The organism is Streptomyces sp. NPDC018045 (genome assembly GCF_044327445.1).
Classification (GTDB): Bacteria; Actinomycetota; Actinomycetes; order Streptomycetales; family Streptomycetaceae; genus Streptomyces.
On the sequence record NZ_JBIRFL010000016.1, the window covers coordinates 82,203 to 107,182 of the forward strand.

A 24,980-nucleotide genomic window follows, 5' to 3' on the forward strand; every position below is an offset into this window, starting at 1 on the left:
CTCGACGCACCGGGTCCGGCTCGACGCACCGGGTCCGACTCGACGCACCGGGTCCGACTCGACGCACCGGGTCCGACTCGACGCCGGACCCGGGTGACGGCGGATCAGCCCGTCATCGCCCCCTCGACCTTGGCGACACGCTTCTGCGGTGCGGGGGGTGCGGGCTTCCTGAGTGCCTGTTGCATCGCCGCGGCGGCGTGCTGCGGGGTCATCTTCACCTTGCCGGCACCGCCGTCGATCGACACGTTGTCGAAGGCGTGGCCGTACTTCTCCTCCAGCTTGGCCAGGTCTATGACCGGCTGGAGCCGGCCGTCCGGAGCGGCTGTGAAGGACAGCAGCTCGCCGATGGAGCGCTGACTGAACGGCACCTCGACGCCGCCCGCCGACAGGTAGACCCATCCGGAGACGGCCGGCTCGGCCATCTCCTTCATGGCCCGGTCGACCTCCGCCTTGCCCGCCTTCGGCTGCTGCTCGACGGCGGCCAGCGCCACCGGGGTGTTCCGGCCGGTGGCGGCCCGGTCGAGATACGCCTTCTCGATCTTGCTCTTGGACGCCTTGACGTCGACCGCCTTGTAGGGCGCGCCATAGTGCGGGACGGGCTTGCCGTTCTCGAAGGTGATGCTGCCGTCCTTGGCGGCACCCGCCGGGCCCGCCACCGCCTTGAGCGCGATGTCCAGCTTCTCGTCGTCTGTGATCATCGCGGGCTCGGCCGTCCGCGTGCCGCCGAACAGCGAGCCGATGACGGAGACCGGGTTGTAGTCGCGGCCGGCGGCGTCCCGGACCGTGGCCTGGGTGTCGATGTTCAGTCCGGCCTTGGCGGGCACGAGCGTCTGCTCCTTGCCGTCCACGGTCAGCTTCAGCGGCTCGTTACGCGTCTTCTGCACGGCCGCGTCGAGCTTCTTGACGGCCTCTTCCTTGGTGGCGCCGCCGATGTCGACACCCAGCGCGGTGGTGCCGTTGGGCACGTCCGCGTGGTCGAGCAGCAGCCCCGCGCCGTACGCGACGCCTGCCAGCACGACGACCGCGACGCCCAGCAGGACGACCTTGTTGCGGCCCTTCTTCTTCGGGTTTATCGGCTCGGGGATCTTGGCGCGTGGCGGCGCCGGGGTGTCCTGGCCCGCGCCCGGTCCGGGCGGGAAGGCCGCCGCGGACGCCGGGGCGGCGTCGGCGGGGACCGTCGGGATGCCGCTGACCAGGGTGTCGCTGGAGATCTGGTCGCCGCTGCCGGGGCGGCCCGAGCCGGTGGGCGTGCCGCCGGGGAACCCGCCGCCCTCGCCGCCGGCCGGTTTCCCGCCCGCGATGCCGCCCGTGACGCCGATGCCGTTGCCGGGGCCGGCGGGCGGGGCGGGGGTCTGCGGGGTGAGCACCGCCGTGTCGTCGGTCATACCGGGGCCGCCGTCCGCGCCCGGGCCACCCGGAGTGGGGAATCCGGTGGGCAGGTCGAAGGCCGAGTCGCCGGTGGCCGGGCCGGTCGTCGGCCCGCTCGGGCCACGGCGGTCGCCGTCGCGGCCGGCACCGGAGCCACCGAGCGTGTCGAACGGGCTCGCCCCGCCCTGCCCCGCGGACCCGTCGTACGGATCTGTCGGCGCGTCGAACGGTCCGGCGGGCGCGTCGAACGGCGACGGGGCCGCGTCGAACGGCGAGTCGCCGCCCTGCCCGGGCGCGTCGGAGAAGTACGGCAGGTCCGGGCGCTGCTGCGACCCGTCGGCCGGATCCTGCGGCGCGGCGGGGGCCGGGCCGTCCGGCGCGGGCGACGGGGCGGACAGGGGACCGGCGGAACCGGCGGAGGCCGTCGTCGGTTTGCGGGGCGAGAACCAGTCGCTGGTCTTCTCGGCCGGGGCGCCCTTGGCACCGCCGGCGCCCGTCGCGTCGGGCTTGCGCGTGCTGCCCGTACGCTCGGACCCGGCGGACGCTCCGCCGGACACCCCCTGGCCCGACGAACCCGACGAACCCGGCGGTCCGGACAAGCTCGACGGACCGGACGGGCCGGTACCGGTGGATCCGCCCGCCCCGGACTCCTCACCGACGGGCTTGCGCACGACGACCGGCGGGATGGGGCGGGACCCCGGAATATTGATCTTGATCCGCGTGGTCAGCGTGGTCTCGGTCTTCGGCTCCTCCGGCTTCGCCGCGGCGTCGGCCGCCACTGCGTCGTCCGCCTCGGTGCGAGGCGTTCCGTACGGCGGTGTCCCCGACGGGTACGCGGCACCGCCGCGCCCCTGGGCGCCGGAGGACGAACTGTCAGATTCACGACTCAAAGCAGGTTCTCCCGGTTGGCTCCGCCGCTCGTCAGTACGGTGCTTGGGCGGCTCGGCGGCGCGCACCACCATACTGGCCGCCGTAGCCGGACACCCCGGGAGCAGGACGAGGTCCCGCCCCCGGACCGCCGTGCGGTCCTGAAATTGATCACTGGGGCCGGTGCTTACTTGCCAAGTCGGGCCGCTTGCGCACCGTTGGCCCGCATCTGCGAACCGGTGGCACAGATCACAGCCAGCACGATGCCGCCGACGAGGAAGACATACGTCCCCAGGCCGGCGCCGAAGAGGAAGTCGCCCTCGGGGCGGGCGTCGCTCAGCAGGATCACGGACACCAGCCAGCCCGCGCCCGGCGCCAGCACACCACCCGTCCGGCCGAGCGCCAGCGCGCCCCCGTAGAAGAGGCCGCCGGCCGCCGCCAGCGCCAGCAGCAGCCCGCCGGGGAACCACGCCGCCTGGACGAGTCCGCCCGCGGCCGCCACGACCGCGCCGAGCACGAACAGCAGGACGTACGCCGCCACCCGCCCGGGGCTCAGCGGCGCGGCGAGACCGGTCGTGGCCGCCGCGCGTCCCGCGCCCGCCGCCCCGGCGCCGCCCTTGGCCACCGCGCCCCGGCCGGCCCCGGGGGCCGCCGACGCGCCCGCCTTCGGCCCCTTGCCGCCCGCCGAGGCCCGGGTGCGCTTGTTCTTCGCGCCGCTCATACCGCCTTCTCCTTCTCGTGCTCGGTACGCTCCCCGTCCCCCTCGTCGTCCGCCACGCCCGCGAAGAGATCGTCCTCGCGCTCCCCCTGCGCGGCACCGGATCTGCCCCGTACGAGCTGGTAGTACTCGGTCGTGAACAGGGGCTGCCCCAGACCGTTGGAGAGCGCGAAGAAGGGGCCCTCGACGGCGATCTGCGTGGCGTGCGCCCGCATCGCCGCCGCCTTCGCGGCCCCGTACCGCTCGCCGCCCGGGACCGCGGCGGTCACCACGGCGTCGTCCACGACCCCCGGCACGTCCGCCACCGCGCCGACGCCGGGGAAGGCCGGGCCCTCGGCGCGCAGCCGCGCGAAGCCCTCTTCGGCCACCGGGCGCGGGGTGCGGTTCCAGTAGATCTTGCCGATCCGGTGCGGCGCGCCCAGGCCGGGGCGGAAGTCCGGGTCGGCGGCGAGGTCCGCGGCGCGCATCGCGACGCGGTGCGCCTGGATGTGGTCGGGGTGGCCGTACCCGCCGTTGTCGTCGTAGGTGACCAGCACCTGCGGCCGGACCTCGCGGACGACGGCGACCAGATGGCCGGCGGCCTCGTCCAGGTCGGCCTGCCAGAAGGCGCCCGGCCGCTCGTTCTGGGGCGCGCCCATCATCCCGGAGTCGCGGTAGCGGCCCGGGCCGCCCAGGAAGCGGTGGTCGGTGACCCCGAGCACCTCCATGGCGGCGGCCAGCTCGTCGACGCGGTACGGGCCCAGCGCGTCGTCCCGGTCCGCCGCGAGGTGGGCCAGCTCGGGCGGGATGACCTCGCCCTCTTCGCCGCGGGTGCAGGTCACGAGCGTGACCAGGGCTCCTTCGCCCGCGTACTTGGCCATCGTGGCGCCATTGTTGATGGACTCGTCGTCCGGGTGCGCGTGCACGAGCAGCAGCCGGCGGGCGGGAAGGTCGGTCATGAGGACAGCGTACGAGCCGGGCGGCCGGGACCCCGCATCCCGATCCGGCCCGCCCGGATCGCACCCGGTCAGGGGGTGCGGTCAGCGCCCGCGCGCGGGCCCCGGCCGGGGCTTCGCACAGCACCGCACCGCCCCGCACCGGGGCGTGGCTAGAACTTGATGCCCCCCAGCATTCCGGCGACGTTCGTCGTCAGTTGCTTGATGGTCGGGCCGATCGACGAACTGGCCAGATAGAAGCCGAGCAACATGCACACCAGCGCATGCCCCGTCTTCAGCCCGGACTTCTTGACGAGCAGGAAGACGATGATCGCCAGCAGCACCACCGCCGAAATCGTCAGTGCCACGGCGGCTCACCTCCAAGTACGCACGGTCCGGACAGCGTTGGGACGACGCGGGGCCGACGGCTGACGGCCCCGCGGGCACGGGGATGTCACGCTCCACTCCCATACCCACTCCGCGGAGGGGATCATAACTTTCCACGCTCGCGCATATGTCGGTGCACGGGAGCAGAACGGGGGCGCACGCGATCATCGCGAGTGCGGCCACGGCCGGGGCGCGGCCCCGTAGGCTCGTCCGCATGACCGGACAGCTCTCCTTTCCCCGGCAACACGCCCGTACCCAGCGCTTCTCGCTGGGCGCGCCGCGCGGCTTCGCGGTGGCGCCGGACGGCTCGCGCGTCGCCTTCCTCCGCTCCCGTACGGGCACCGATCGAGCGAATCTGCTGTGGGTACTGGATCTCGGCGAGGGGCGGGAGTACGCCGCCGCCGACCCGGGGACGCTGCTCGCCGGCGCGGACGAGGAGCTGTCGCCCGAGGAGCGGGCGCGTCGGGAACGTACGCGCGAAGGATCATCCGGTGTGGTCGGGTACGCCGTGGACGCCGCGGTGGAACTCGCCGCCTTCACCCTCTCGGGCCGGCTGTTCACCGCCGAGCTGCGCGCCGGCACGGCCCGTGAACTGCCCGTACCGGGCCCGGTGGTGGACCCCCGGCCGTCGCCCGACGGGCGGTACGTCGCGTACGTCTCCCGGGGCCGGCTGCGTGTCGTACCGGCCGACGCGGTGGACGGAGCGGTCGGGGACGGAGCGGACGGGGCCACCGTGCCGGGTGACCGCTCCCTCGCCGAGCCGGACGGCCCGGGCGTCACCTGGGGCCTCGCGGAGTTCATCGCGGCCGAGGAGATGGGCCGCTACCGCGGCTTCTGGTGGTCGCCCGACAGTGACCGGGTGCTGGCCGCGCGCGTCGACGACGCGCCCGTACGGCGCTGGTGGATCGCCGACCCGGCGCACCCGGACCGCGAACCGGCCAGGGTCGCCTACCCGGCGGCCGGCACCCCCAACGCCTCGGTGGGCCTGGCCCTGCTCGGCCTGGACGGCTCGCGCACGGACGTGACGTGGGACCACGAGCGCTACCCGTACCTGGCGCGCGTGCACTGGTCGGCGGCGGGCCCGCCCCTCCTCCTGGTGCAGAGCCGCGACCAGCGCGCCCAGCGCTACCTGACGGTCGACCCGAAGACCGGCGCGACCAGCACCCTGCACGCGGACGAGGACGCCCGGTGGGTGGAACTGGCCACCGGGGTGCCCGCCTGGACGCCGGACGGGCGCCTGGTGCGCATCGCGGACGAGGGCGGGGCGCGCCGGCTCTTCGTCGGCGACCGGGCGCTGACGGCGGCGCCGCTGCACGTACGGGCCGTGCTGGACATCGGCGAGGACGACGTGCTGTTCACGGCGAGCGGCGAGGACCTGCACGACATCGGCGTCCACCGCGCCTGGTACCGGGGCAGCGGCGACCAGGGAGGCTGGGAACGGGTCGGGCGGCGCCCGTACCCGTCCGTGTCCTCCGCGGTGCGCGGCGGCGCCGTGACGGTGCTCTCGCACGCCTGTCTGGAGCGGCCGGGGGCCCAGACCGAGGTGGTGCGCCTGGAGGCGGACGGCGGCGAGACCTGGCTGGCCGCGGTCGGCTCGTACGCCGAGGTGCCGGTGCTCGCCACCAGCCCGCGGCTCGCCCTGTCCGGTGAGCGGCGGATCCCCTGCGCGGTGCTGCTGCCGACCGGCTACCGGGAGGGTGACGGGCCGCTGCCGGTCCTGATGGACCCGTACGGCGGTCCGCACGGGCAGCGGGTGGTGGCCGCGCACAACGCCCACCTGACGGGGCAGTGGTTCGCCGACCAGGGCTTCGCGGTGGTCACCGCCGACGGGCGGGGCACCCCGGGCCGCTCCCCCGACTGGGAGAAGGCCGTCCACCGGGACCTGGCGGCGGTGGTCCTCCAGGACCAGGTCGACGCGCTGCACGGGCTCGCCGGCCGCTTCCCGCTGGACCTGGACCGGGTCGCGATCCGGGGCTGGTCCTTCGGCGGCTATCTGGCCGGGCTGGCGGTGCTGCGCCGCCCCGACGTCTTCCACGCCGCCGTCCTGGGCGCCCCGGTCACCGACCAGCGGCTGTACGACACCCACTACACGGAGCGGTACCTGGGGCACCCGGACGAGGACCCGGCCGGCTACGCCGCGAACTCCCTGGTCGGCGACGAGGGCCTGGTGGGCGCCGCGGAGCGGCACCGGCCGATGATGATCGTGCACGGGCTGGCGGACGACAACGTGGTCGTGGCGCACTCGCTGCGGCTCTCCTCCGCGCTGCTGGCGGCGGGCCGGCCGCACGAGGTGCTGCCGCTGTCGGGCGTCACCCACATGACGCCGCAGGAACAGGTGGCCGAGAACCTCCTGTTGCTGCAAGTCGACTTCCTGAAGCGGTCCTTGGGGGTGAGCTGAGTCCGGCGGCCCGGATTCACCAGTTCGGCGGCAGGTTCGAGGGCGGGGGCGGCGGCGCGTGACCGGGCGGCAGCCGCCCGCCCACGGGCCCTCGCGGACCGGCCGCCCCGGCCACCGGGCGGGCCAGCGCCAGCAGCGCCAGAAGACCGGCCAGGGCGGCGAACGCTGCGGTGGCGACGTCCAGTTGCGTGCGTGCGGCCAGCGCGTGGAAGTGGCCGATCAGTCCCGCGCGCTGCTCGGCGGCCAGCGCCGCGGCACCGTGCGCCAGCAGCAATGACGCGGTCAACAGGCCCAGCGGCCGCAGGGACGGCGCGCGGCGGGCCGCTCCGACGGCCGACGCCAGGGCCAGCAGCGCGAGGGACAGCAGGAACCAGTTGACCGGGGGCTGTAGGAGCGCACGGCGGACGTCACCGTCGCCGACGACACTGTCACCGTACGCGCCCCACCCCAACCCCCTCACGGAATAGGCCTGCCAGGCCAACAGCACCACTCCGACGGCCCCCAGCAGCAGTGCCGCCGCCACCGCGGGCGCGCGGCGCAGGCGGCTCGGCCGACGGTCCGCGCCGCTGCGTCCGGCCGATGCGGCGATCATCAGGAGCACGCTCACCAGGAGGGCGACGCCGACCGTGACCAGCGCCCACTCCCTGGCCCCGGCGTCCGCCCCGGGCAACCCGTCCCTGCCGAGGTTCCACAGTGGCGGCGCCCGGAACAGCAGGGTCGCACCCGCCACCGCGCTCAGCCCGCACGGAGCGGACGGTGAGCGGCGCGGTACCGCCACCGCCGCGAGGAGGGCGCCGAGGCCCAGTACCGGGTCCAGCAGCGTGGTCGCCCAGACCGCCGCACCCTCCGGCCGCAGACCCACGCCGGACCACGACCACCAGACATCCGCGGGATATTGGGACACCACGAGGTCGCGGCCGGTCCATCCGGCGCACAGCAGCGCGAGCAGCAGGCACAACAGCGCGCCGAACCCCCCGACACCGCGCGCGCGAGCCTTTCTCCGCCCCATGACGTGGCCCACCCCCTGCCCCCGCACGGACAGGTCTACTCCACTCGCCGCACCGGGACAACCGTGCGGCCGCAGACGGCGACGGCGACCCGGGCGGCTGCCGGCCGGGGTGGTCGCAGGACCGCCCCGGCCGGTACACGGCACCCGCACGGCCGTACGCTGTCGAGCATGGCGCGTCCGTATATCGGCGTGACGACAGTCAAGTTGCCTCGCTGTTACGGATGTTGGGCACGACATGTCGTTCGTGCCGCACGGCGCGTACCGCTGTCAAGCACGCCGTGGCGTCAATCTGCGCAATCTTCGCTCAAGAAGAGGACACCGCCCGGGCGAGCGTTAACCGTCCTCTTGACTGGGCCATAAATCACTTGCCAAAGTCCGCTCAACCAGCGGTGCGAATCAGCTCCGCTTCCTGGTGCAAGTGAACTCGGTGCGGGGGAACTTCGCGATGACCAGTCCGTCCCAGACCGCGGTAACGCAGACCGATCCCTCCGGACTCGGACCCGAAGGGCTGCGGAAAGTCAAGGACCGCAAGGGCGGGGAACTGGTCGGCCGTTCCCCCGGCCAATTGATGTGGATCAGGTTCAAGCGCGACCGGACCGGAGTGATCAGCGGATGCGTCGTCATCGCGTTCTTCTTGATCGGTCTGCTCGCCCCGCTGATCTCCAAGCTGTACGGAAAGGATCCGTACACCCGGTACGGGCAGATCACCCCGGGCCTGCTGGTGAACGGATATCCGGCACAGCCCAACGGAGGTATCTCCGCGGAATTCTGGTTCGGAATCGAACCGACTCTCGGGCGTGACGTGTTCATGCAACTCGTCTACGGCATCCGGACCACCCTTTACCTCTCGGTGGCCATCACTCTCGTATCGGTGCTCACGGCAATCGTCATGGGGGTGGCCGCCGGATACTTCGGCGGCCGGATCGACTACTTCATCGGCCGGATCATCGACCTGCTGATGGCCTTTCCCAACCAGCTCTTCTTCGTCGCGTTCGTCCCCGTGGTCGGCGCCATCTTCGTGGCCCCCGAGGACGCCATGGCGACCTGGATGCGCTGCCTCATCCTGATCCTGGTGCTGTGGTTCCTGGGCTGGATGAGCCTGGCCCGGCTGCTGCGCGGCACCGTCCTGTCGCTGCGCGAGCGGGAGTTCATCGACGCCGCCAGGGTCAGCGGGGCCTCCCCGGCCCGCATCATCCGGCGGGAGCTGCTGCCGAACGTCATGACACCGATCCTGGTGCAGACGACCTACATGCTGCCCAATTTCGTCACCTCGATCGCGGGCCTGTCCTTCCTCGGCGTCGGCCTGGTCGAGCCCACCCCCGACTGGGGCCGGATGTTCGCCAACGCGGCCGAGTACTACCGCAACGACATCACGTACTTGTTCTTCCCCGGCATCGCGATGGTGGTCTTCATCGTCGCGTTCAACCTCCTCGGGGATTCCGTCCGGGACGCCTTCGACCCGAAACGCGCCCGGTGAACCGTGTTCCACGGGGGGTGCTGCCACCCCAGCACCGCACACGTCAGGCAGCGGCCACGGAACTACGACAGGCAGGTGCATCCACCACCATGAAGACAGTCCGTACGCACAGAGCGCGCGCCACGGTCGTGGCGCTGTCCGCGGGGGCACTGGTCCTGACCGCCTGCAGCAGCGGGGCCGGCCAGGGGGCGGAGGACGACCGGGGCCGCGAGAAAGCCGAGAGCCAGCGCGCCCAGATCGCCTTCGGCGACGCCAAGGCGTCCGCCGGACCGGCCGAGCCGGTACCCGGCGCGACCCCCGGCGGCACCATCAAGGTCTACCAGCGCGACACCTACGACCACCTCGACCCGGCGCAGATCTACGTCAGCGACGAGGGCACCCTCTCGACGCTGATCTTCCGCCGTCTGACCTCCTACCACCTGGACAACAAGGGGAAGTACACGGTCGTCGGCGACCTGGCGACGGACAGCGGCAAGTCCACCGACGGCGGCCGGACCTGGACGTACACCCTGAAGAAGGGCGTGAAGTTCGAGGACGGCACGCCGATCACGTCGAAGGACATCCGGCACACCATCGAGCGGCAGTTCGCGAACTTCATCTCCAACGGCCCGACGTACCTCCAGCGCTGGCTGGCCGACGCGGAGGGCAACGAGTACCGCAAGCTGCTGCCGGGCGGCCCGTACGGCGGCAAGCACCTGCCCGACAGCGTGCTGGAGACCCCGGACGAGAGCACCGTCCGCTTCCACTTCAAGAAGCCGGTCGGTGACCTCCCGTACGCGCTGGCCATGGCGGGCTACGCGGTCGTGCCGGAGAAGGGCGACACCAAGGAGCGGTACGACAAGGCGCCGGTCTCCTCCGGCCCGTACAGGATCCAGCCGGGGTCGTTCAAGTCCGGCAAGGGGATGTCCCTGGTCAAGAACCCCAACTGGGACCCGGACACGGACATCACCCGGCACCAGTACGTCGACCGCTTCGACATCCAGTTCGGTGTCTCCTACCCCGACTCGACGCAGCGGCTGATGTCCGACAGCGCCGACAACAAGACGGCCGTCAGCTTCAACAACCAGGTCGACGCGGCCAGCCTCCAGCAGGTGGCCGGTGATCCGGACGTCAAGAAGCGCTCCACCTCCGGCTACCAGCCCTACGTGGGCGCCATCAACCTGAACATGAAGCGCCTGAAGGACAAGAAGGTCCGCGAGGCCATCGCCCACGCGATCCCCATCCAGGCCATCCTGGACGCGTACGGCACGCCGGGCGGCGGCGAGCTGGCGGGCAGCTACATCAGCCCGACGCTCACCGGGCACAAGGACATCGACCCGTACGGCAAGCTCAAGAAGCCGATGGGCGACGTGGAGAAGGCCAGGCAGCTCCTCAAGGAGGCCGGCAAGGTCGGCATGAAGCTGACCTTCGCGTACACCAACGCGCCGGAGCCGCAGAAGTACTCGGTCGCGGTCGCCGACAACCTGCGCAAGGCCGGCTTCAACGTGCAGAACAAGGACCTGCCGTCGGACACCTACTACGACATCATCGGCAAGGTCGACAACCAGTTCGACATCTACCCGTCCGCGTGGGGCGCCGACTGGCCCAGCTCGCTGACCGTGATCCCACCGGTCTACGACGGCCGGCAGATCCAGGACAACGCGCCGAACTACTCGCACTACAACAACCCGGAGGTCAACAAGGAGATCGACCGGATCTCCCAGATGACCGACCAGAAGAAGGCCGCCCACGACTGGTTCGCACTCGGCGAGAAGATCCTCAAGGAGGACCTGCCGCAGTTGCCGACCTTCTACTACAAGCAGGTCCAGCTCCACGGCTCCAAGGTCGGCGGGGTCGTCAACAACGACATCATCAGCTCCGTCGACCCGACCAAGATGTTCGTGAAGAAGTAGCGGAGCCGGCGCTTCGGCGCCGTCCGCGCGCCGTGCGCCGCCCGCGCCCGGCGCGCCCGCCGTCCCGGGCGGGCGCGCCGGACCGGCGCACTTCCGCCCCTCTGGCTGCCCAAGAGAGCTGCGACTGCCATGCTGCGTTTTCTCTTCCGCCGGTCCCTCAGCGCGATCGTGATCCTGCTGATCATCAGCGCGTTCACGTTCTTCCTCTTCTTCGCCGCCCCCCGGGATCCCGCGCTGCTGGCCTGCGGAAAGAACTGCACGCCCGACGCCATCGCAGTGATCCACAAGAATCTCGGGCTCGACAAGCCCGTACCGGTGCAGTACTGGGAATTCATGTCCGGCATCGTCACCGGACGGGATTTCGCCCAGGGGCCTTGCCCGGCCCCCTGTTTCGGTTATTCGTTCGCCAACAACGACCCCGTCTGGGCCACGATCGTGGACCGTTTCCCCACCACCATCTCGCTGACCATCGGCGCCGCCGCGGTGTTCCTGGGCGTCGGCGTCGGCACCGGAATGATCGCCGCCTGGCGGCAGGGCCGGCTCATCGACAAGATCTTCAGCTCGTCCTCGCTGGTGCTCTCCTCGATGCAGATCTATTTCATCGGGCCGATCGTGCTCGCGCTGCTGGTCTACAACCTCGGCTGGTTCGGTCAGCCGAAATACGTCCCGATCACGGACGATCCCCTGGGGTGGTTCCTGGGGCTGATCATTCCCTGGTGCGTGCTGTCCGTCATCTTCACCGCGCAATACACCCGGATGGCCCGCTCATCGATGATCGAGCAGCTCCAGGAGGACCATGTACGGACCGCGCGGGCCAAGGGAATGACGTCCCGTACGGTCTTCTTCCGCTACGCCTGGCGGGGCTCGCTCATTCCCATCGTCACCATTTTCGGCATCGATCTGGGGTCCCTCTTCGGCGGCGCGATGATCACCGAATACACCTTCGCGCTGCCGGGCCTGGGCACCCTCGCCGTGAAGTCGGTGCAGAACACCGACCTGCCCATGACCATGGGCGTGATGCTGTTCGCCGCGACCTTCATCATCCTGTTCAACATCGTGGTGGACGCCTGCTACGCGTTCATCGACCCGCGCGTGCGGCTGTCCTAGGAGAGGCCCCGTGTCCACACTCACCCAGCCCGCGGGCGCGCCGGTCCCGGCCACTTCCGGTCCGTTCCTGTCCGTACGCGACCTGTACGTGCGGTTCGCCACCGAGGACGGTGTCGTCAAGGCGGTCGACGACCTCTCCTTCGACCTGGAGCGCGGCCGCACCCTCGGTATCGTCGGCGAGTCCGGCTCCGGCAAGTCGGTGACCAACCTCGCCATCCTGGGCCTGCACAGTCCCCACCACACGACGATCACCGGCGAGATCCTGCTGGACGGCGACGAGCTGACCGGCGCCCGGGAGAAGGACCTGGAGAAACTGCGCGGCAACAAGATGGCGATGATCTTCCAGGACCCGCTGACGGCGCTGTCGCCGTACTACACGGTGGGCCGCCAGATCGCCGAGCCGTTCGTCAAGCACACCGGCGCGAGCAAACGCGAGGGCCGCAAGCGGGCGGTCGAGATGCTGGCCAAGGTGGGCATTCCGCAGCCGACGCTGCGGGTGGACGACTACCCGCACCAGTTCTCCGGCGGGATGCGGCAGCGCGCCATGATCGCCATGGCGCTGGTGTGCAACCCGTCGCTGCTGATCGCCGACGAGCCGACCACCGCGCTGGACGTGACCGTACAGGCGCAGATCCTGGACCTGCTCAAGGACCTCCAGCAGGAGTTCGGCTCCGCGATCATCCTGATCACCCACGACCTGGGCGTGGTCGCCAACACCGTCGACGAACTGCTGGTGATGTACGCCGGGCGGGCCGTCGAGCGCGGCACCGTCAAGGAGATCCTCACCGCGCCGCAGCACCCGTACACCTGGGGCCTGCTGGGCTCGATGCCGCGACTGTCGGCGAGCGTCGAGGAGCCGCTGACGCCGATCCCCGGCACGCCGCCGAGCCTGCTCGCCCCGCCGCCGGGCTGCCCCTTCCACCCGCGCTGCGGCTTCGTCGGCGAGGTCGGCGGCACCCGCTGCCAGGACGAGCGCCCGCCGCTGGCCCCCGGCCGGGCGGCGGCCTGCCACCTGAGCCCCGAGCAGAAACACACCCTGTTCACCGAGCAGATCAAGCCCCGGCTGGGCTAGGAGCGACGACCACCATGAGCGCACCCGAAGACGTCATCGTCCCCGCTCCCCGTCCGGCCGCCGCCGAACCGGGCGAGGTGCTGCTGACCGCCAAGGGCCTGACCAAGCACTTCCCGATTCTGGCCGGGTTCCCGTTCAAACGCCGGGTCGGCGCGGTGCAGGCGGTCGACGGCATCGACCTGACCGTGCACAGCGGCGAGACGTTCGGCCTGGTCGGCGAGTCGGGCTGCGGCAAGTCCACCACCGGCCGGCTGCTGACCCGGCTGCTGGAGCCGACCGGCGGCTCGATCACGTACCGGGGGCGGGACATCACCCACGCCGGGCGCAGGGAGCTGGCGCCGGTCCGCTCCGAGATTCAGATGATCTTCCAGGATCCGTACTCGTCGCTGAACCCGCGGCAGACGGTCGGCACCATCATCGGCGGGCCGATGGAGATCAACGGCCTCGCCCCGGAGGGCGGCCGGGAGCGGCGGGTGCGCGAGCTGCTGGAGATCGTCGGCCTCAACCCGGAGCACTACAACCGCTTCCCGCACGAGTTCTCCGGCGGCCAGCGGCAGCGGATCGGCGTCGCCCGCGCGCTCGCCCTGGAGCCGAAGCTGATCGTCGCGGACGAGCCGGTCTCCGCGCTGGACGTCTCCATTCAGGCCCAAGTGGTCAACCTGCTCCAGGAGTTGCAGCGCGAGCTGAACATCGCGTTCCTGTTCATCGCGCACGACCTGGCGATCGTACGGCACTTCAGCCAGCGCGTCGCGGTGATGTACCTGGGCAAGATCGTCGAGGTCGGTGACCGGGACTCGATCTACCAGCGGCCGCGCCACCCGTACACCCACGCGCTGCTCTCCGCCGTCCCGGAGGCCAGGCTGCTGGACGCGCAGGAGGAGGTGGACGACCGTGAGCGCATCCGGCTGGCCGGTGACGTCCCGTCACCGATCAATCCGCCGTCCGGCTGCCGGTTCCGTACCCGCTGCTGGAAGGCGCGCGACAAGTGCGCCGCCGAGGAACCGCCGCTGGTGCAGATCACCGGCAATGTGAGCCGGCACCTGACGGCCTGCCACTTCCCGGAGGAGCCCACGACGACGGCGCGGGACGAGGACATCGTGCTGGACCCGGCGCTGGCGGCGATCGAGGACGCGCTGCCCGGGCCGGAGGCGGGGAACGGCGGCCCGGGAGCGCCCGGCGAGGCGCCCTGACCGGCCGGGCCCCGGCCCGCGTTCCCCGGTGTCGGATCGGCCATCCGGGGCAGGTGCCGAACCGGAGCAGGCGCAGGCCCGGCACCGGGCCACGGCGCCGGCTTCCGGCTTTTCCCGTACGCGAACGGCGCGACGGCACACCCATGTCCCGTTCTCCGGGCGGGCGAAGCCGAGGAGGCACTGGATCCACAGAAGGACAGATGACACACATGGCTCACCGCTCTCCGGCCCGGATGCGCACCCGCGTGCCCCTCCTGGCCACCACCGGAGTCCTGACACTCCTCTGCGCGAGCACCCCGGCCGCCGCCACCACCGGCCCCCACCGGCCCGCGCCGCGCCCCACCTACGCCATCGCCCACCGGGTGCTGACCGCCGACGGCGTGGACACGGCACTGCGGCACGGCGCCAACGCCGTCGAGATCGACGCCACCGCCTGGAAGAAGGGCTGGTGGGCGGACCACGACGGCACCCCCACCAGCGCCGGTGACACGATGGAAGCCATGCTCCGGCGCATCGCCCAGCGGCGCGCCGAGGGCAAGACCGTCAACTTCGTGTGGCTCGACATCAAGAATCCGGACCACTGCCGCAGCGATGACGCGAAGTGGCGGCACTGCTCGGTGGCGGCGCTTCGCGACCTGGCCCGCCGCACCGTCGAGAAGCAGGGCGTACGCGTGCTCTACGGGTTCTACGGCACCGAGGGCGGCACCGGCTGGAAGGACGTCACGACCGGCCTGCGCCCGCTCGAAGGGATCGACGTCAGCGGCAACGCCGAGGACGTGGCGAAGACCTTCGCGACCCACGGCTCCCGCACCCCCGCGCACCACCGCGTGATGGACAAGGGCCTCTTCAGTATCGCGCTCGACGCCCGCAGGATCACTTCCGAGCTCCGGGCCGGCGCCGAGGCCCGGGGCGACAGGAAACTCGCCTCGACGGCCGGCTGGACGGTCGGCACGGGCGACGCGAAGAACGTCGCCAAGCTGCTGGCACCGTACGCGGCAGGCGGGGCCGAAACCGACAGCCTCATCTACGGGCCGCGGGCCGCCTGTTACCCGGACGGCACGTCCAAGTGGCGTGGCGGCTGCGGCACCGACGGGTCCGCCGTGAAGAAGGCACTGTCCTCCGTCACCGATTACGTCGCCGGGCATCCGGCCGAGCGGCGCATGGCCACCAACAGCGACGTGCCCTTCGGGAGCTGAGACCGGGACCGCGAACAGCGCGGCCCCGCTACCCGCCCGGCACGACCCGCCGTTCCTCCGCGAAGTGGCACGCCGAGGCGTGCCGGGCCGGGCCCGTCACCTCCTCGAAGCCCTCCGGCACGGCGAGCGGCGGCACCTCCAGCGCGCAGCGCTCCCGCGCCTTCCAGCAACGGGTGCGAAAGCGGCAGCCGGACGGCGGATCGGCCGGCGAGGGGACGTCGCCGGCCAGCAGGATGCGCTCGCGCCGGTCGCGCGCCTCCGGGTCCGGTACGGGGACGGCGGAGAGCAGGGCCTGGGTGTACGGGTGCGTCGGGTGGCCGTAGATCTCGTCCTCCGTACCGGCCTCGACGAAGCGGCCGAGGTACATCACCGCGACCCGGTCGGAGATGTGCCGGACGACCGACAGGTCGTGCGCGATGAAGACGTACGACAGGTCGAACTCGTCCTGGAGGCGCTCCAGCAGATTGACGACCTGCGCCTGGACGGACACGTCCAGCGCCGAGACCGGCTCGTCGCAGATGATGATCTCGGGATTGAGCGCCAGCCCGCGGGCGATGCCGATGCGCTGCCGCTGACCGCCCGAGAACTGGTGCGGATAACGGTTGATGTACTCCGGATTGAGACCCACCACATCCAGCAGATCCTGGACCTTCTTGCGCCGGTCCCCCTTCGGCGCCACCTCCGGATGGATCTCGTACGGCTCGCCGATGATGTCACCGACCGTCATCCGCGGATTCAACGAGGTGTACGGATCCTGGAACACCATCTGGATGTTGCGCCGCACCGCCTTCAGCGCCCGCCCCGACAGCCGGGTGACGTCCTCGCCCCGGTACAGGATCCGGCCGCCCGTCGGCCTCTCCAGCCCGACCAGCAGCTTGGCGACCGTCGACTTGCCACAGCCGGACTCCCCGACGATCCCCAGCGTCTCGCCCTTGCGCAGGGCGAAGGAGACGGTGTCCACGGCCCTGACCGAGCCGATCTGCTTGCGCAGCACGACGCCTCGCGTCAGCGGGTAGTGCTTGGCCAGGTCCCGTACGTCGAGGACGGGCTCCCCGGCGCGGGCGGCCGCCTCAGCGCTCACGGGCGCTCCCCTCGCTCATTGACGGTCTCCTCCCAGAAGTGGCAGGCGCTGGTCCGGCCGGGTGCCACGGCGAAGAGCGGCGGCCGGTCCGTACGGCAGATGTCCCGCGCCCTGGGGCAGCGCGGGTGGAAGGGGCAGCCCGGCGGGACGGCGGTCAGGCTGGGCGGCAGCCCCTTGATCGCGTACAGTTCGCGGCCCTTGTGGTCCAGGCGCGGGACGGAGTCGAGCAGGCCGCGCGTGTACGGGTGCGCGGGCGCGCGGTAGAGGTCGCGGACGGGGGCGGTCTCCACGATCCGGCCCGCGTACATCACCGCGATCCGGTCGGCCACGTCCGCGACCACACCCAGATCGTGGGTGATCAGGACCAGTCCCATGGCGTACTCCCGCTGGAGTTCCGCGAGCAGATCCATGACCTGGGCCTGCACCGTCACGTCGAGCGCCGTCGTCGGCTCGTCCGCGATGATCAGGTCGGGGCCGAGAGCCAGCGCCATCGCGATCATGATGCGCTGGCGCATACCGCCGCTGAACTGGTGCGGGTAGTCCCCCACCCGCTGCCGGGCGGCCGGGATGCGCACCCGGTCCATCAGCTCGGCCGCGCGACCCCGCGCCTCCTTGCGGGACATGCCACGGTGCACCTCGAACATCTCCCCGAGCTGCGCCCCCACGCTCAGCACGGGGTTGAGCGCCGACAGCGCGTCCTGAAAGATCATCGCCAGCTTGGTACCGCGGATCCGGCGCCGCTCCTCGGCGCCCATCCGCAGCAGGTCACGGCCGTGGAAGAGGATCTCGCCGCCTGTGACGTGCCCCGGTGGCGTGTCCAGGATGCCCAGCACGGCCTGCGCGGTCACCGACTTGCCCGAGCCCGACTCCCCCAGCACGGCCAGCGTCTCGCCCGCGGCCACCCGGTAGCCGACCCCGTTGACCGCGTGCGCCACGCCGTCCCGCGTACGGAACTCCACCTTCAGATCGCGAACGTCCAGCAGGGTGCCACCGTCCGCCCCGGCACCGGGGGCCGCTGCCCCGTCCGTACCCTCCGCCGTCATCCACCGTCTCCTCAGCGCAACTTGGGGTCGAGGGCGTCGCGGACCGCGTCGCCGAGCATGATGAACGCCAGTACGGTCAGGCTGAGCGCGCCGGCGGGCCACAGCAGCATGTGCGGCGCGTTGCGGATCTGCTTGGACGCCTCGGAGATGTCGATGCCCCAGGAGACGGTCGGCGGCTTCAGGCCCACGCCCAGGTAGGACAGCGTCGCCTCCAGCGCGATGTACGTGCCGAGGGCGATGGTCGCCACGACGATCACCGGAGCGACCGCGTTCGGCGCCAGGTGCCGCAGCAGCAGGCGGGTGTTCCCGGCTCCCAGCGCCCGCGCGGCCTGCACGAAGTCGGCCTGCTTGACGGTCAGTACGGAACCGCGGGCGATCCGCGCGAGCTGCGGCCAGCCCAGCAGCACGATGAACCCGACGACCGGCCACACCGAACCGGACGGCACGACGGACAGGAAGACCAGACCGCCCAGCAGCATCGGGATGGCGAAGAACATGTCGGCGATCCGCGAGAGCAGCGCGTCCCACCATCCGCCGAAGAACCCGGCCAGCCCGCCCAGCACGCCACCGAGGAGAGCGGCCCCGGCCGTGGCGCACACCCCGACCGTGACGGAGGCGCGGGCCCCGTACACCGTCCGCGCGAAGACGTCACAGCCCTGGGTGTCGAAGCCGAAGGGGTGGCCGCTCCGGGCGCCCTCCTGCGACCGGGTGATGTCGCAGTCCAGCGGGTCCGTGCCGGTCAGCAGGGACGGCCACCCGGCGATCAGCAGGAAGAAGAGGATCAGCAGCCCCGAGACGATGAAGACCGGGTTGCGGCGCAGGTCGTGCCAGGCGTCCGACCACAGACTGCGGGCCCGGCCGCCGCCACCGGCCGGCTGCACGCCGGTGCCCTGCGGCGCCCCCGGCGCACCGGGCACCTCCGGGGGCCCGGCGAGCCCGCCCACCGTCTCCGCCTCCACGGCGGGCAGCGGTGTCCCGCCGCCCGACGGCTGGAACGGCTCCGGGTGCTGCGGCGCGGGTTCAGGCATAGCGGATCCTCGGGTCGAGCACGGCGTACAGGAGGTCGACGATCAGGTTCGCCAGCAGGAAGACGATGACCAGGACGGTCACGAAGCCGACGACGGTCGGGGAGTTCTGGCGGACGATGCCCTGGTACAGCTCGTAGCCGACGCCGTGCACATTGAAGATCCGTTCGGTGACCACCGCCCCGCCCATCAGGGTGCCGATGTCCGCGCCGATGAAGGTGACCACCGGGATCAGCGAGTTGCGCAGCAGGTGCCGTACGACGATCCGGCGCCGGGGCAGGCCCTTGGCGACGGCCGTACGGACGTAGTCGGCGCGGGCGTTCTCCGCGATCGACGTCCGGGTGAGCCGGGTGACGTACGCCAGGGAGACCAGCGCCAGCACGCAGCCCGGCAGGAGCAGTTCGTCCAGGGGCGCGCCCAGCGCGACGGCCGGGCTCACCCATGCCCACTTCACGCCGAGCAGGTACTGGAGCACGTACCCGCTGACGAACGTCGGTACGGACACCACGATCAGCGTGAGCACCAGCACCCCGGAGTCCAGCAGCCGCCCCCGCCGCAGCCCGCTGAGCACGCCGAGCGTCACACCGACGACGATCTCCGCGACGACGGCGACGGCGGTCAGCCGCAGGGTGACGGGGAAGGCGGTGCCCATCTTGTCGAGAACCTGCTGGCCGTCGAAGGTGGTGCCGAAATTCCCGGTGAAGATCTGCCCCATGTAATGCAGGTACTGCTGCCACAGCGGCCGGTCCAAATGGAGTTCGCGGCGGATCTGCGCGGCGGTCGCGGGGTCGGGGGCGCGGTCGCCGGAAAGGGCCGCGACCGGGTCGCCGAGCGCGTACACCATCACGAAGATGAGGAAAGTGGCACCGATGAAGACCGGCACCATCTGCAACAGCCGCCGGATCACATAACGCACCATGGCCGCCCGCCCCTCAGTCCTTGATCGTGATCTGTCCGTACACCGGGACGCTGAAAGGGTTCAGGGTGACGTTCTCGACCCGGTCCGCGTATCCGCCGCTGCCGTTCTGGTACCAGAGCGGAATGGCGGGCATGTCCCGGGCGAGCAGTTTCTCGGCCCGGTGGTACGTGGCATTGACCTGCCGTTGCTCGCTCTCCGCGTTGGCCCGGCTCACCAGCCGGTCGAATTCCTTGTTGCTCCAGCCCGAGTCGTTGGATGACGCGCCGGTGAAGTACTGGCTCTGCAGGAAGGTCTGGATCAGCGGATAGTCCATCTGCCAGCCGGCGCGGTACGGGCCGCTCATCTTCTTGTTGGTGACCTTGGTGCGGTAGTCGGCGAAGGTCCCCATCGGGGCCCCGTCGCACACGTGCCGGCCCAGCGCCTTGTTGACGCTGTTGCACAGCGCGTCGACCCAGAGTTTGTGGGAACCGGTGTCCGCGTTGTACGTCACCTTCATCGTGCCGCCGGGAATGCCGCCTCCCTCGGCAACCAGTTTCCGGGCCTCGGCGGGCCGGTACGTGCAGGCCGCTCCGCACAGACCGGCCTGGTAGCCACCGTGCTCGCCGAGGGCCATGGCGGTCCAGTCGGTGGCGGGCGTACGCGTCCCCCGGAAGATCTGCCGGGTGATCGCCGGGCGGTTGATGGCCATGGAAATGCCCCGCCGGACCTTTTCCACCCCGGGTTTCGCCCACTTCTCGTCGTACATCGGGAACGACAGGGTCTGGATGATTCCGGCGGGCTGGTTGATGTACCGCCCTTCGAGGTCCTTCTCCACATGTTTCAACTGCGGCGCCGGGACATCGTCGACGAGATCCAGGTTTCCCGCCATCAGATCGGTGTAGGCGGTGTCGTTGTCCGTGTAGACCTGGAGGTCCACACCACCGTTCTTCGCCCGGTCCGGACCCGGATATCCCTTCCAGGTCCGCAGCCGCATGATCCCGCCCTTGGCGTACGACTGCACGGCGTACGGCCCGTTGCCGACCGGTTTCGCCAGCCATGCGTCATGGTCGGTGAAGAACAGCCGGGGCAGCGGCAGGAAAGCGTTGTAGCCGAGCATGTCGGGCCACAGCCCGAATTTCTGGTTCAGCCGCACCGTGAAGGTCAGCTCGTCCGTCACCCGCAGTCCGCGCATCGTCTTCGCGGCCGGTTTCGCCCCCGCCCCCTCGGGGTGCACCTCTTCGTATCCCTCGACATAACTGAAGAACGGCGCGCCCTGCTGCCGGTTGGTGACCAGTGCCCCGTAATTCCAGGCGTCCACGAAGGAGCGGGCGGTCACCTTCTCGCCATTGCTGAACGTCCATCCCGGCTTGAGCCGCACGGTGAAGTTCCGCGCGTCCGGCGACGTGACCGACTCGGCAACCATGTTCTCCGCGACAGCCGTCCGCGGGTTGTACCGCTTCAGTCCCCGGAAGGCGAGGTCGAGCACCTTGCCGCCCTGTACGTCGGTGGTGTTGGCCGGCTCCACCGGGTTCTGCGGGTCGCCCCAGGACGCCCGTACGACCGTGGGATCCTGCCCGCCCCCGCCGCACCCGGCAGCCGCCAGGGCGACCGTGGCCGCGAAGAACACCGGACCGACGCGCCAGGCTCCGCGCAACGAGCTGCCTCCTCAGAGCTGCGACCCGGGCACCCGCCCGCCCGGTTTGTCGGCCCCAACCTGGCATCTCCGCACGCCCCGGCACCGCCGTCCGGGCGCAACACGGAGCAGAACCCCCCTTACGGGCGATCGTCCCGACGCAGGTGCCGGGTGCCGGGCGGGGCCGCGCGTCACCTCTCGTCCGGCTCGCAGCCGACGCCGTCGTCGTCCCGGTCGAGGCGGTGCGGATCGCCGGGCCCGACGTCCACCGGGCCGTCGAGAGCGGAGCAGTCGACGTCCGGCTCACCGGCCGAAGGGCCGGGCGGATGAGCGTTGCGGCTGCCGCCGTCACTCGGCGTGGGCCCCGCCACCGCCCGGAGGTCCGCGGCGACGATCGCCCCGCCCCGGACGGTGTACGTACCGGCGAAGGACCGCACCGACCCGTCCCGCTGCTCGGCGTCGAGCGTCACCGAGACCGTGTCGCCCTGGACGCCGGTGACGCGGACGGTGTCGTGGGCGGTGTCCGCGAAGCCCGCCACGAAGGCGTCGTAGGAGCCCCCGAGGTGCTTGCCGCCGAGGTCCCAGGCGCGGCGGAAGTCCCGGGCGTTGACGGCCGCGTAGAAGTCCTCGACGACGGAGGCGGCGTCCTGTGCGGTGGCCGTCTCCTGCCGCGGCGCGGTGCCGCTCCCGGCCGTCCCGCTCCCGGTGGGCGTGGGCGTCGGGTCCTCGGTGACCGTACGGGTACGGGTGACCGTGGTTCCCGCGCCGTCCGGCCCGTCACCGCCGGACGTCCCGCAGCCGCTCAGCGCGGCCGTCGCCGCCGCGCCCGCGAGGAGCACGGTTCCCGTGATGCAGCGCCGGCTCATCGGCCTCACCCCGCCCAGCGAACGGCTCGTATTCCTCCAGTGTGCGCCGCCGGACCCGGCACCGCCTCACGGCCGATGACCTGCGCCCCGAGCGCGCGGTTCACCGCTGCGGAGCCGCCGACGCCCGAGTCCCCCGCCTGCCACGAGCCCGTGTTCGCGTCACCGCGAACGGGTGTGAAGAGACAACCCCAGTCGCTACCTTGTGTATATCGCCGGTCACAGACTGCACTCACCTGGAGGCTGCCTCATGCGCACGCCCAGCGATACCTGGTCCTATGGCCTGTTCATTCCGCATGATCCCCGGGCGGTCGGTGTCGTCAGAGCCGCGTTGCGGCACATCCTGGACGGCGCCGGGCTGACCTGTCTGACGGAGACGGCGGAGCTGATGGTCTCGGAGCTGATCACCAACTCGTACCAGTACGCGAAGACCGACGCGTACGTGAGCGTGGACCGCTCGCCGTTCGATCTCACGATCGCCGTGTGGGACACCGGGCCGGGCGTGCCGGAACAGCAGAAGGCCGACGTCGACGAGGAGTACGGGCGCGGCCTCGGCATCGTGGACGCCTGCGCCGACAGTTGGGGGGTGCGGGACTACCCGAACGGGAAGGCGGTGTGGTTCACCGTGGCACCCAAAGGAGACCGGCCCTAGCGCGCCGGCGGAGTGCGGGTGGCGGCGGCCGGGAGCGCGAACGGGGGCGCACGGAGCTGAAGAGCTCCGGGCGCCCCCTGCGTACGCGCGTACGGGCCGGCTCAGGCCGCGCCGACCACGTCCTTCTCCTCCGCGAAGTGGCAGGCCGAGTCGTGCGCCGCCGGGCCGTTTGTGGTGGCGAAGCGCTCCGGGACGGCGAGCAGCGGCACCTCCTCGGCGCACTTGTCCTGGGCCTTCCAGCAGCGGGTGCGGAAGCGGCAGCCCGACGGCGGGTTGGCCGGGGACGGCACGTCGCCGGAGAGGATGATCCGCTCGCGGCCGCTGCGGGCCTCCGGGTCCGGTACGGGGACCGCGGAGAGCAGGGCCTGGGTGTACGGGTGCGTCGGGTGGTCGTAGATCTGCTCGTCGGTGCCGATCTCCGCCATCTTGCCGAGGTACATCACCCCGACCCGGTCGGAGATGTGCCGGACGATGGACAGGTCGTGGGCGATGAAGAGGTAGGAGAGGGTGAACTCGTCCTGGAGCTTCTCCATCAGGTTGATGACCTGCGCCTGGACGGACACGTCCAGCGCCGAGACCGGCTCGTCGCAGATGATGATCTCGGGGTTGAGCGCCAGCCCGCGGGCGATGCCGATGCGCTGCCGCTGACCGCCCGAGAACTGGTGCGGATAACGGTTGATGTACTCCGGGTTCAGACCCACCACATCCAGCAGATCCTGGACCTTCTTGCGCCGGTCCCCCTTCGGCGCCACCTCCGGATGGATCTCGTACGGCTCGCCGATGATGTCACCGACCGTCATCCGCGGATTCAACGAGGTGTACGGATCCTGGAACACCATCTGGATGTTGCGCCGCACCGCCTTCAGCGCCCGCCCCGACAGCCGGGAGATGTCCTCGCCCTTGTAGAAGACCTCGCCGGACGTCGCCCGCTCCAGGTTCATCAGCAGCTTGGCGACCGTGGACTTGCCGCAGCCGGACTCGCCGACGATGCCGAGGGTCTCGCCCTCGTACAGCGAGAAGGAGATGCCGTCCACGGCCTTGACCGCGCCGACCTGCTTCTTGAACAGGATGCCCTGGGTGAGCGGGAAGTGCTTGACCAGGTTGCGGACTTCGAGGATGGGCTCTCGCGCCGCGTCCTTCTTCGGCTCAGCCATTGACCGTCTCCTCCCAGAAGTGGCACGCGCTGCCGCGGCCGTCGGCGACGCCGTGCAGCGGCGGCACCTCGGTACGGCAGATGTCCTGCGCCTTGGGGCAGCGCGGGTTGAACGCGCAACCCGGCGGGATGTTCAGCAGGTTGGGCGGCAGGCCCTTGATCGCGTACAGCTCCTGGCCCTTCTGGTCCAGGCGCGGGATGGAGTCGAGCAGGCCGCGCGTGTACGGGTGCGCGGGGTTCTTGTACAGCTCGTGCACGGGCGCGTGCTCGACGATCCGGCCCGCGTACATCACCGCGATCTTGTCGGCGACGTCGGCGACCACACCCAGGTCGTGGGTGATCAGGATCAGGCCCATGTTGTACTCGCGCTGAAGGTCCGCGAGCAGATCCATGACCTGGGCCTGCACCGTCACGTCGAGCGCCGTGGTCGGCTCGTCCGCGATGATCAGGTCCGGCTCCAGGGCCAGCGCCATCGCGATCATGATGCGCTGGCGCATACCGCCGGAGAACTGGTGCGGGTAGTCCGAGACCCGGGCCGCCGCGGCCGGGATCTTCACCCGGTCCATCAGCTCGATCGCCTTGGCCTTGGCGTCCTTCTTGGACATGCCCTGGTGCACCCGGAACATCTCGCCGAGCTGGTAGCCGACGGTGAGCACCGGGTTCAGCGACGACAGTGCGTCCTGGAAGATCATGGCGATCTTCGCGCCGCGGGTCCGGCGGCGCTCCTCGGGGGACATCTTCAGCATGTCCCGGCCGCGGAAGAGGATCTCGCCCTGCGGGATCCTCGCCGGCGGCATGTCCAGGATGCCCATCACGGCCTGCGCGGTGACGGACTTGCCGGAGCCGGACTCGCCGAGCACGGCGAGCGTCTCACCGGCGCTGACGTTGTAATTGACGCCGTTGACGGCCTTGACGACGCCGTCCCGGGTGTGGAATTCGACGTGCAGGTCACGGACGTCGAGCAGCGGACCGCTGTCCTCGGCGTCCGCCCCCGGCTTGGGAACGTCCGCGGTCTTGGAGATGGTGGTCACGTACGC

At 71.1% G+C, this 24,980-nt stretch carries 21 protein-coding genes; 8 read left to right on the plus strand and 13 right to left on the minus strand.

The window, feature by feature from the left end; genetic code table 11:
- Window positions 1–104: 104 nt before the first annotated feature.
- The 4 genes from ACH4EB_RS27600 to ACH4EB_RS27615 all read right to left on the minus strand — a co-directional run bounded on the left by ACH4EB_RS27600 (window position 105) and on the right by ACH4EB_RS27615 (window position 4,235).
- Window positions 105–2,258 (minus strand): hypothetical protein, encoded by a 2,154-nt coding sequence (locus tag ACH4EB_RS27600; protein ID WP_398350521.1) that lies wholly within the window; start codon window positions 2,256–2,258, stop codon window positions 105–107.
- 164 nt (window positions 2,259–2,422) lie between these two features.
- Window positions 2,423–2,956, minus strand: a complete 534-nt coding sequence (locus tag ACH4EB_RS27605) for a DUF6113 family protein (protein WP_398350522.1) — start codon at window positions 2,954–2,956, stop codon at window positions 2,423–2,425.
- Entirely contained in the window at window positions 2,953–3,891 is a 939-nt protein-coding gene (mshB, locus tag ACH4EB_RS27610; protein ID WP_398350524.1) for an N-acetyl-1-D-myo-inositol-2-amino-2-deoxy-alpha-D-glucopyranoside deacetylase, read from the minus strand. The genes ACH4EB_RS27605 and mshB overlap by 4 nt, the downstream gene beginning before the upstream one ends.
- 149 nt (window positions 3,892–4,040) lie before the next feature.
- Complete coding sequence (locus tag ACH4EB_RS27615) at window positions 4,041–4,235, minus strand: hypothetical protein (RefSeq protein ID WP_030020272.1); 195 nt, start codon at window positions 4,233–4,235, stop codon at window positions 4,041–4,043.
- Window positions 4,236–4,468: 233 nt separating this feature from the next.
- Between ACH4EB_RS27615 and ACH4EB_RS27620 the strand changes: the two genes are divergently transcribed.
- Window positions 4,469–6,652, plus strand: coding sequence for a prolyl oligopeptidase family serine peptidase (locus ACH4EB_RS27620; RefSeq protein ID WP_398350526.1), 2,184 nt, complete (start codon window positions 4,469–4,471; stop codon window positions 6,650–6,652).
- A 16-nt stretch (window positions 6,653–6,668) separates the two neighbouring features.
- Here ACH4EB_RS27620 and ACH4EB_RS27625 read toward each other — a convergent pair whose 3' ends face one another.
- The gene (locus ACH4EB_RS27625; RefSeq protein WP_398350528.1) at window positions 6,669–7,661 is read right to left on the minus strand and encodes a hypothetical protein; all 993 of its coding nucleotides are present in this window, start codon (window positions 7,659–7,661) and stop codon (window positions 6,669–6,671) included.
- Window positions 7,662–8,106: 445 nt separating this feature from the next.
- On the opposite strand from ACH4EB_RS27625, the gene ACH4EB_RS27630 reads away from it, so the two are divergent.
- The 6 genes from ACH4EB_RS27630 to ACH4EB_RS27655 all read left to right on the plus strand — a co-directional run bounded on the left by ACH4EB_RS27630 (window position 8,107) and on the right by ACH4EB_RS27655 (window position 15,595).
- Window positions 8,107–9,138: an ABC transporter permease gene (locus ACH4EB_RS27630; RefSeq protein ID WP_398350530.1), complete on the plus strand. Its 1,032-nt coding sequence runs from the start codon at window positions 8,107–8,109 to the stop codon at window positions 9,136–9,138.
- An 89-nt stretch (window positions 9,139–9,227) separates the two neighbouring features.
- Window positions 9,228–11,030, plus strand: coding sequence for an ABC transporter substrate-binding protein (locus tag ACH4EB_RS27635; RefSeq protein WP_398350531.1), 1,803 nt, complete (start codon window positions 9,228–9,230; stop codon window positions 11,028–11,030).
- A gap of 129 nt (window positions 11,031–11,159) precedes the next feature.
- The gene (locus ACH4EB_RS27640) at window positions 11,160–12,137 is read left to right on the plus strand and encodes an ABC transporter permease (RefSeq protein WP_398350533.1); all 978 of its coding nucleotides are present in this window, start codon (window positions 11,160–11,162) and stop codon (window positions 12,135–12,137) included.
- Window positions 12,138–12,147: 10 nt separating this feature from the next.
- Window positions 12,148–13,209: an ABC transporter ATP-binding protein gene (locus tag ACH4EB_RS27645; protein ID WP_398350534.1), complete on the plus strand. Its 1,062-nt coding sequence runs from the start codon at window positions 12,148–12,150 to the stop codon at window positions 13,207–13,209.
- 14 nt (window positions 13,210–13,223) lie between these two features.
- Window positions 13,224–14,399 carry an ABC transporter ATP-binding protein gene (locus ACH4EB_RS27650; RefSeq protein ID WP_398350536.1) on the plus strand — a complete coding sequence of 392 codons (1,176 nt, stop codon included), beginning with the start codon at window positions 13,224–13,226 and terminating at the stop codon, window positions 14,397–14,399.
- A 209-nt stretch (window positions 14,400–14,608) separates the two neighbouring features.
- Window positions 14,609–15,595, plus strand: a complete 987-nt coding sequence (locus ACH4EB_RS27655) for a phospholipase (RefSeq protein ID WP_398350538.1) — start codon at window positions 14,609–14,611, stop codon at window positions 15,593–15,595.
- Between the two features lie 28 nt (window positions 15,596–15,623).
- Here ACH4EB_RS27655 and ACH4EB_RS27660 read toward each other — a convergent pair whose 3' ends face one another.
- The 6 genes from ACH4EB_RS27660 to ACH4EB_RS27685 form a co-directional block, all read right to left on the minus strand.
- On the minus strand, window positions 15,624–16,676 hold the full coding sequence (locus tag ACH4EB_RS27660; RefSeq protein WP_398350539.1) for an ABC transporter ATP-binding protein: 1,053 nt from the start codon (window positions 16,674–16,676) through the stop codon (window positions 15,624–15,626).
- Window positions 16,673–17,719: an ABC transporter ATP-binding protein gene (locus ACH4EB_RS27665; RefSeq protein WP_398350540.1), complete on the minus strand. Its 1,047-nt coding sequence runs from the start codon at window positions 17,717–17,719 to the stop codon at window positions 16,673–16,675. The genes ACH4EB_RS27660 and ACH4EB_RS27665 overlap by 4 nt, the downstream gene beginning before the upstream one ends.
- 11 nt (window positions 17,720–17,730) lie before the next feature.
- Window positions 17,731–18,747: an ABC transporter permease gene (locus tag ACH4EB_RS27670; protein ID WP_398350541.1), complete on the minus strand. Its 1,017-nt coding sequence runs from the start codon at window positions 18,745–18,747 to the stop codon at window positions 17,731–17,733.
- Window positions 18,740–19,663 (minus strand): ABC transporter permease, encoded by a 924-nt coding sequence (locus tag ACH4EB_RS27675; RefSeq protein WP_398350542.1) that lies wholly within the window; start codon window positions 19,661–19,663, stop codon window positions 18,740–18,742. Before ACH4EB_RS27675 ends, ACH4EB_RS27670 begins: the two co-directional genes overlap by 8 nt.
- A gap of 13 nt (window positions 19,664–19,676) precedes the next feature.
- Window positions 19,677–21,296, minus strand: a complete 1,620-nt coding sequence (locus ACH4EB_RS27680) for an ABC transporter substrate-binding protein (RefSeq protein ID WP_398350543.1) — start codon at window positions 21,294–21,296, stop codon at window positions 19,677–19,679.
- A gap of 170 nt (window positions 21,297–21,466) precedes the next feature.
- Window positions 21,467–22,141 carry a hypothetical protein gene (locus ACH4EB_RS27685; RefSeq protein WP_398350544.1) on the minus strand — a complete coding sequence of 225 codons (675 nt, stop codon included), beginning with the start codon at window positions 22,139–22,141 and terminating at the stop codon, window positions 21,467–21,469.
- Window positions 22,142–22,388: 247 nt separating this feature from the next.
- Between ACH4EB_RS27685 and ACH4EB_RS27690 the strand changes: the two genes are divergently transcribed.
- Complete coding sequence (locus ACH4EB_RS27690) at window positions 22,389–22,790, plus strand: ATP-binding protein (protein ID WP_398350545.1); 402 nt, start codon at window positions 22,389–22,391, stop codon at window positions 22,788–22,790.
- A gap of 101 nt (window positions 22,791–22,891) precedes the next feature.
- On the opposite strand, the gene ACH4EB_RS27695 is transcribed toward ACH4EB_RS27690, so the two are convergent.
- Together ACH4EB_RS27695 and ACH4EB_RS27700 are read right to left on the minus strand one after the other, a co-directional pair.
- The gene (locus tag ACH4EB_RS27695; protein WP_398350546.1) at window positions 22,892–23,944 is read right to left on the minus strand and encodes an ABC transporter ATP-binding protein; all 1,053 of its coding nucleotides are present in this window, start codon (window positions 23,942–23,944) and stop codon (window positions 22,892–22,894) included.
- Complete coding sequence (locus tag ACH4EB_RS27700) at window positions 23,937–24,974, minus strand: ABC transporter ATP-binding protein (RefSeq protein WP_398350547.1); 1,038 nt, start codon at window positions 24,972–24,974, stop codon at window positions 23,937–23,939. The genes ACH4EB_RS27695 and ACH4EB_RS27700 overlap by 8 nt, the downstream gene beginning before the upstream one ends.
- Window positions 24,975–24,980: the final 6 nt, after the last annotated feature.

Bases quoted from the DNA above. Each gene is read 5' to 3' on its own strand.
- ACH4EB_RS27605 (WP_398350522.1), bottom strand. From the start codon at position 2,956: ATGAGCGGCGCGAAGAACAAGCGCACCCGGGCCTCGGCGGGCGGCAAG.
- mshB (WP_398350524.1), bottom strand. From the start codon at position 3,891: ATGACCGACCTTCCCGCCCGCCGGCTGCTGCTCGTGCACGCGCACCCG.
- ACH4EB_RS27620 (WP_398350526.1), top strand. From the start codon at position 4,469: ATGACCGGACAGCTCTCCTTTCCCCGGCAACACGCCCGTACCCAGCGC.
- ACH4EB_RS27625 (WP_398350528.1), bottom strand. From the start codon at position 7,661: ATGGGGCGGAGAAAGGCTCGCGCGCGCGGTGTCGGGGGGTTCGGCGCG.
- ACH4EB_RS27630 (WP_398350530.1), top strand. From the start codon at position 8,107: ATGACCAGTCCGTCCCAGACCGCGGTAACGCAGACCGATCCCTCCGGA.
- ACH4EB_RS27635 (WP_398350531.1), top strand. From the start codon at position 9,228: ATGAAGACAGTCCGTACGCACAGAGCGCGCGCCACGGTCGTGGCGCTG.
- ACH4EB_RS27640 (WP_398350533.1), top strand. From the start codon at position 11,160: ATGCTGCGTTTTCTCTTCCGCCGGTCCCTCAGCGCGATCGTGATCCTG.
- ACH4EB_RS27650 (WP_398350536.1), top strand. From the start codon at position 13,224: ATGAGCGCACCCGAAGACGTCATCGTCCCCGCTCCCCGTCCGGCCGCC.
- ACH4EB_RS27655 (WP_398350538.1), top strand. From the start codon at position 14,609: ATGGCTCACCGCTCTCCGGCCCGGATGCGCACCCGCGTGCCCCTCCTG.
- ACH4EB_RS27665 (WP_398350540.1), bottom strand. From the start codon at position 17,719: ATGACGGCGGAGGGTACGGACGGGGCAGCGGCCCCCGGTGCCGGGGCG.
- ACH4EB_RS27670 (WP_398350541.1), bottom strand. From the start codon at position 18,747: ATGCCTGAACCCGCGCCGCAGCACCCGGAGCCGTTCCAGCCGTCGGGC.
- ACH4EB_RS27675 (WP_398350542.1), bottom strand. From the start codon at position 19,663: ATGGTGCGTTATGTGATCCGGCGGCTGTTGCAGATGGTGCCGGTCTTC.
- ACH4EB_RS27685 (WP_398350544.1), bottom strand. From the start codon at position 22,141: ATGAGCCGGCGCTGCATCACGGGAACCGTGCTCCTCGCGGGCGCGGCG.
- ACH4EB_RS27690 (WP_398350545.1), top strand. From the start codon at position 22,389: ATGCGCACGCCCAGCGATACCTGGTCCTATGGCCTGTTCATTCCGCAT.
- ACH4EB_RS27695 (WP_398350546.1), bottom strand. From the start codon at position 23,944: ATGGCTGAGCCGAAGAAGGACGCGGCGCGAGAGCCCATCCTCGAAGTC.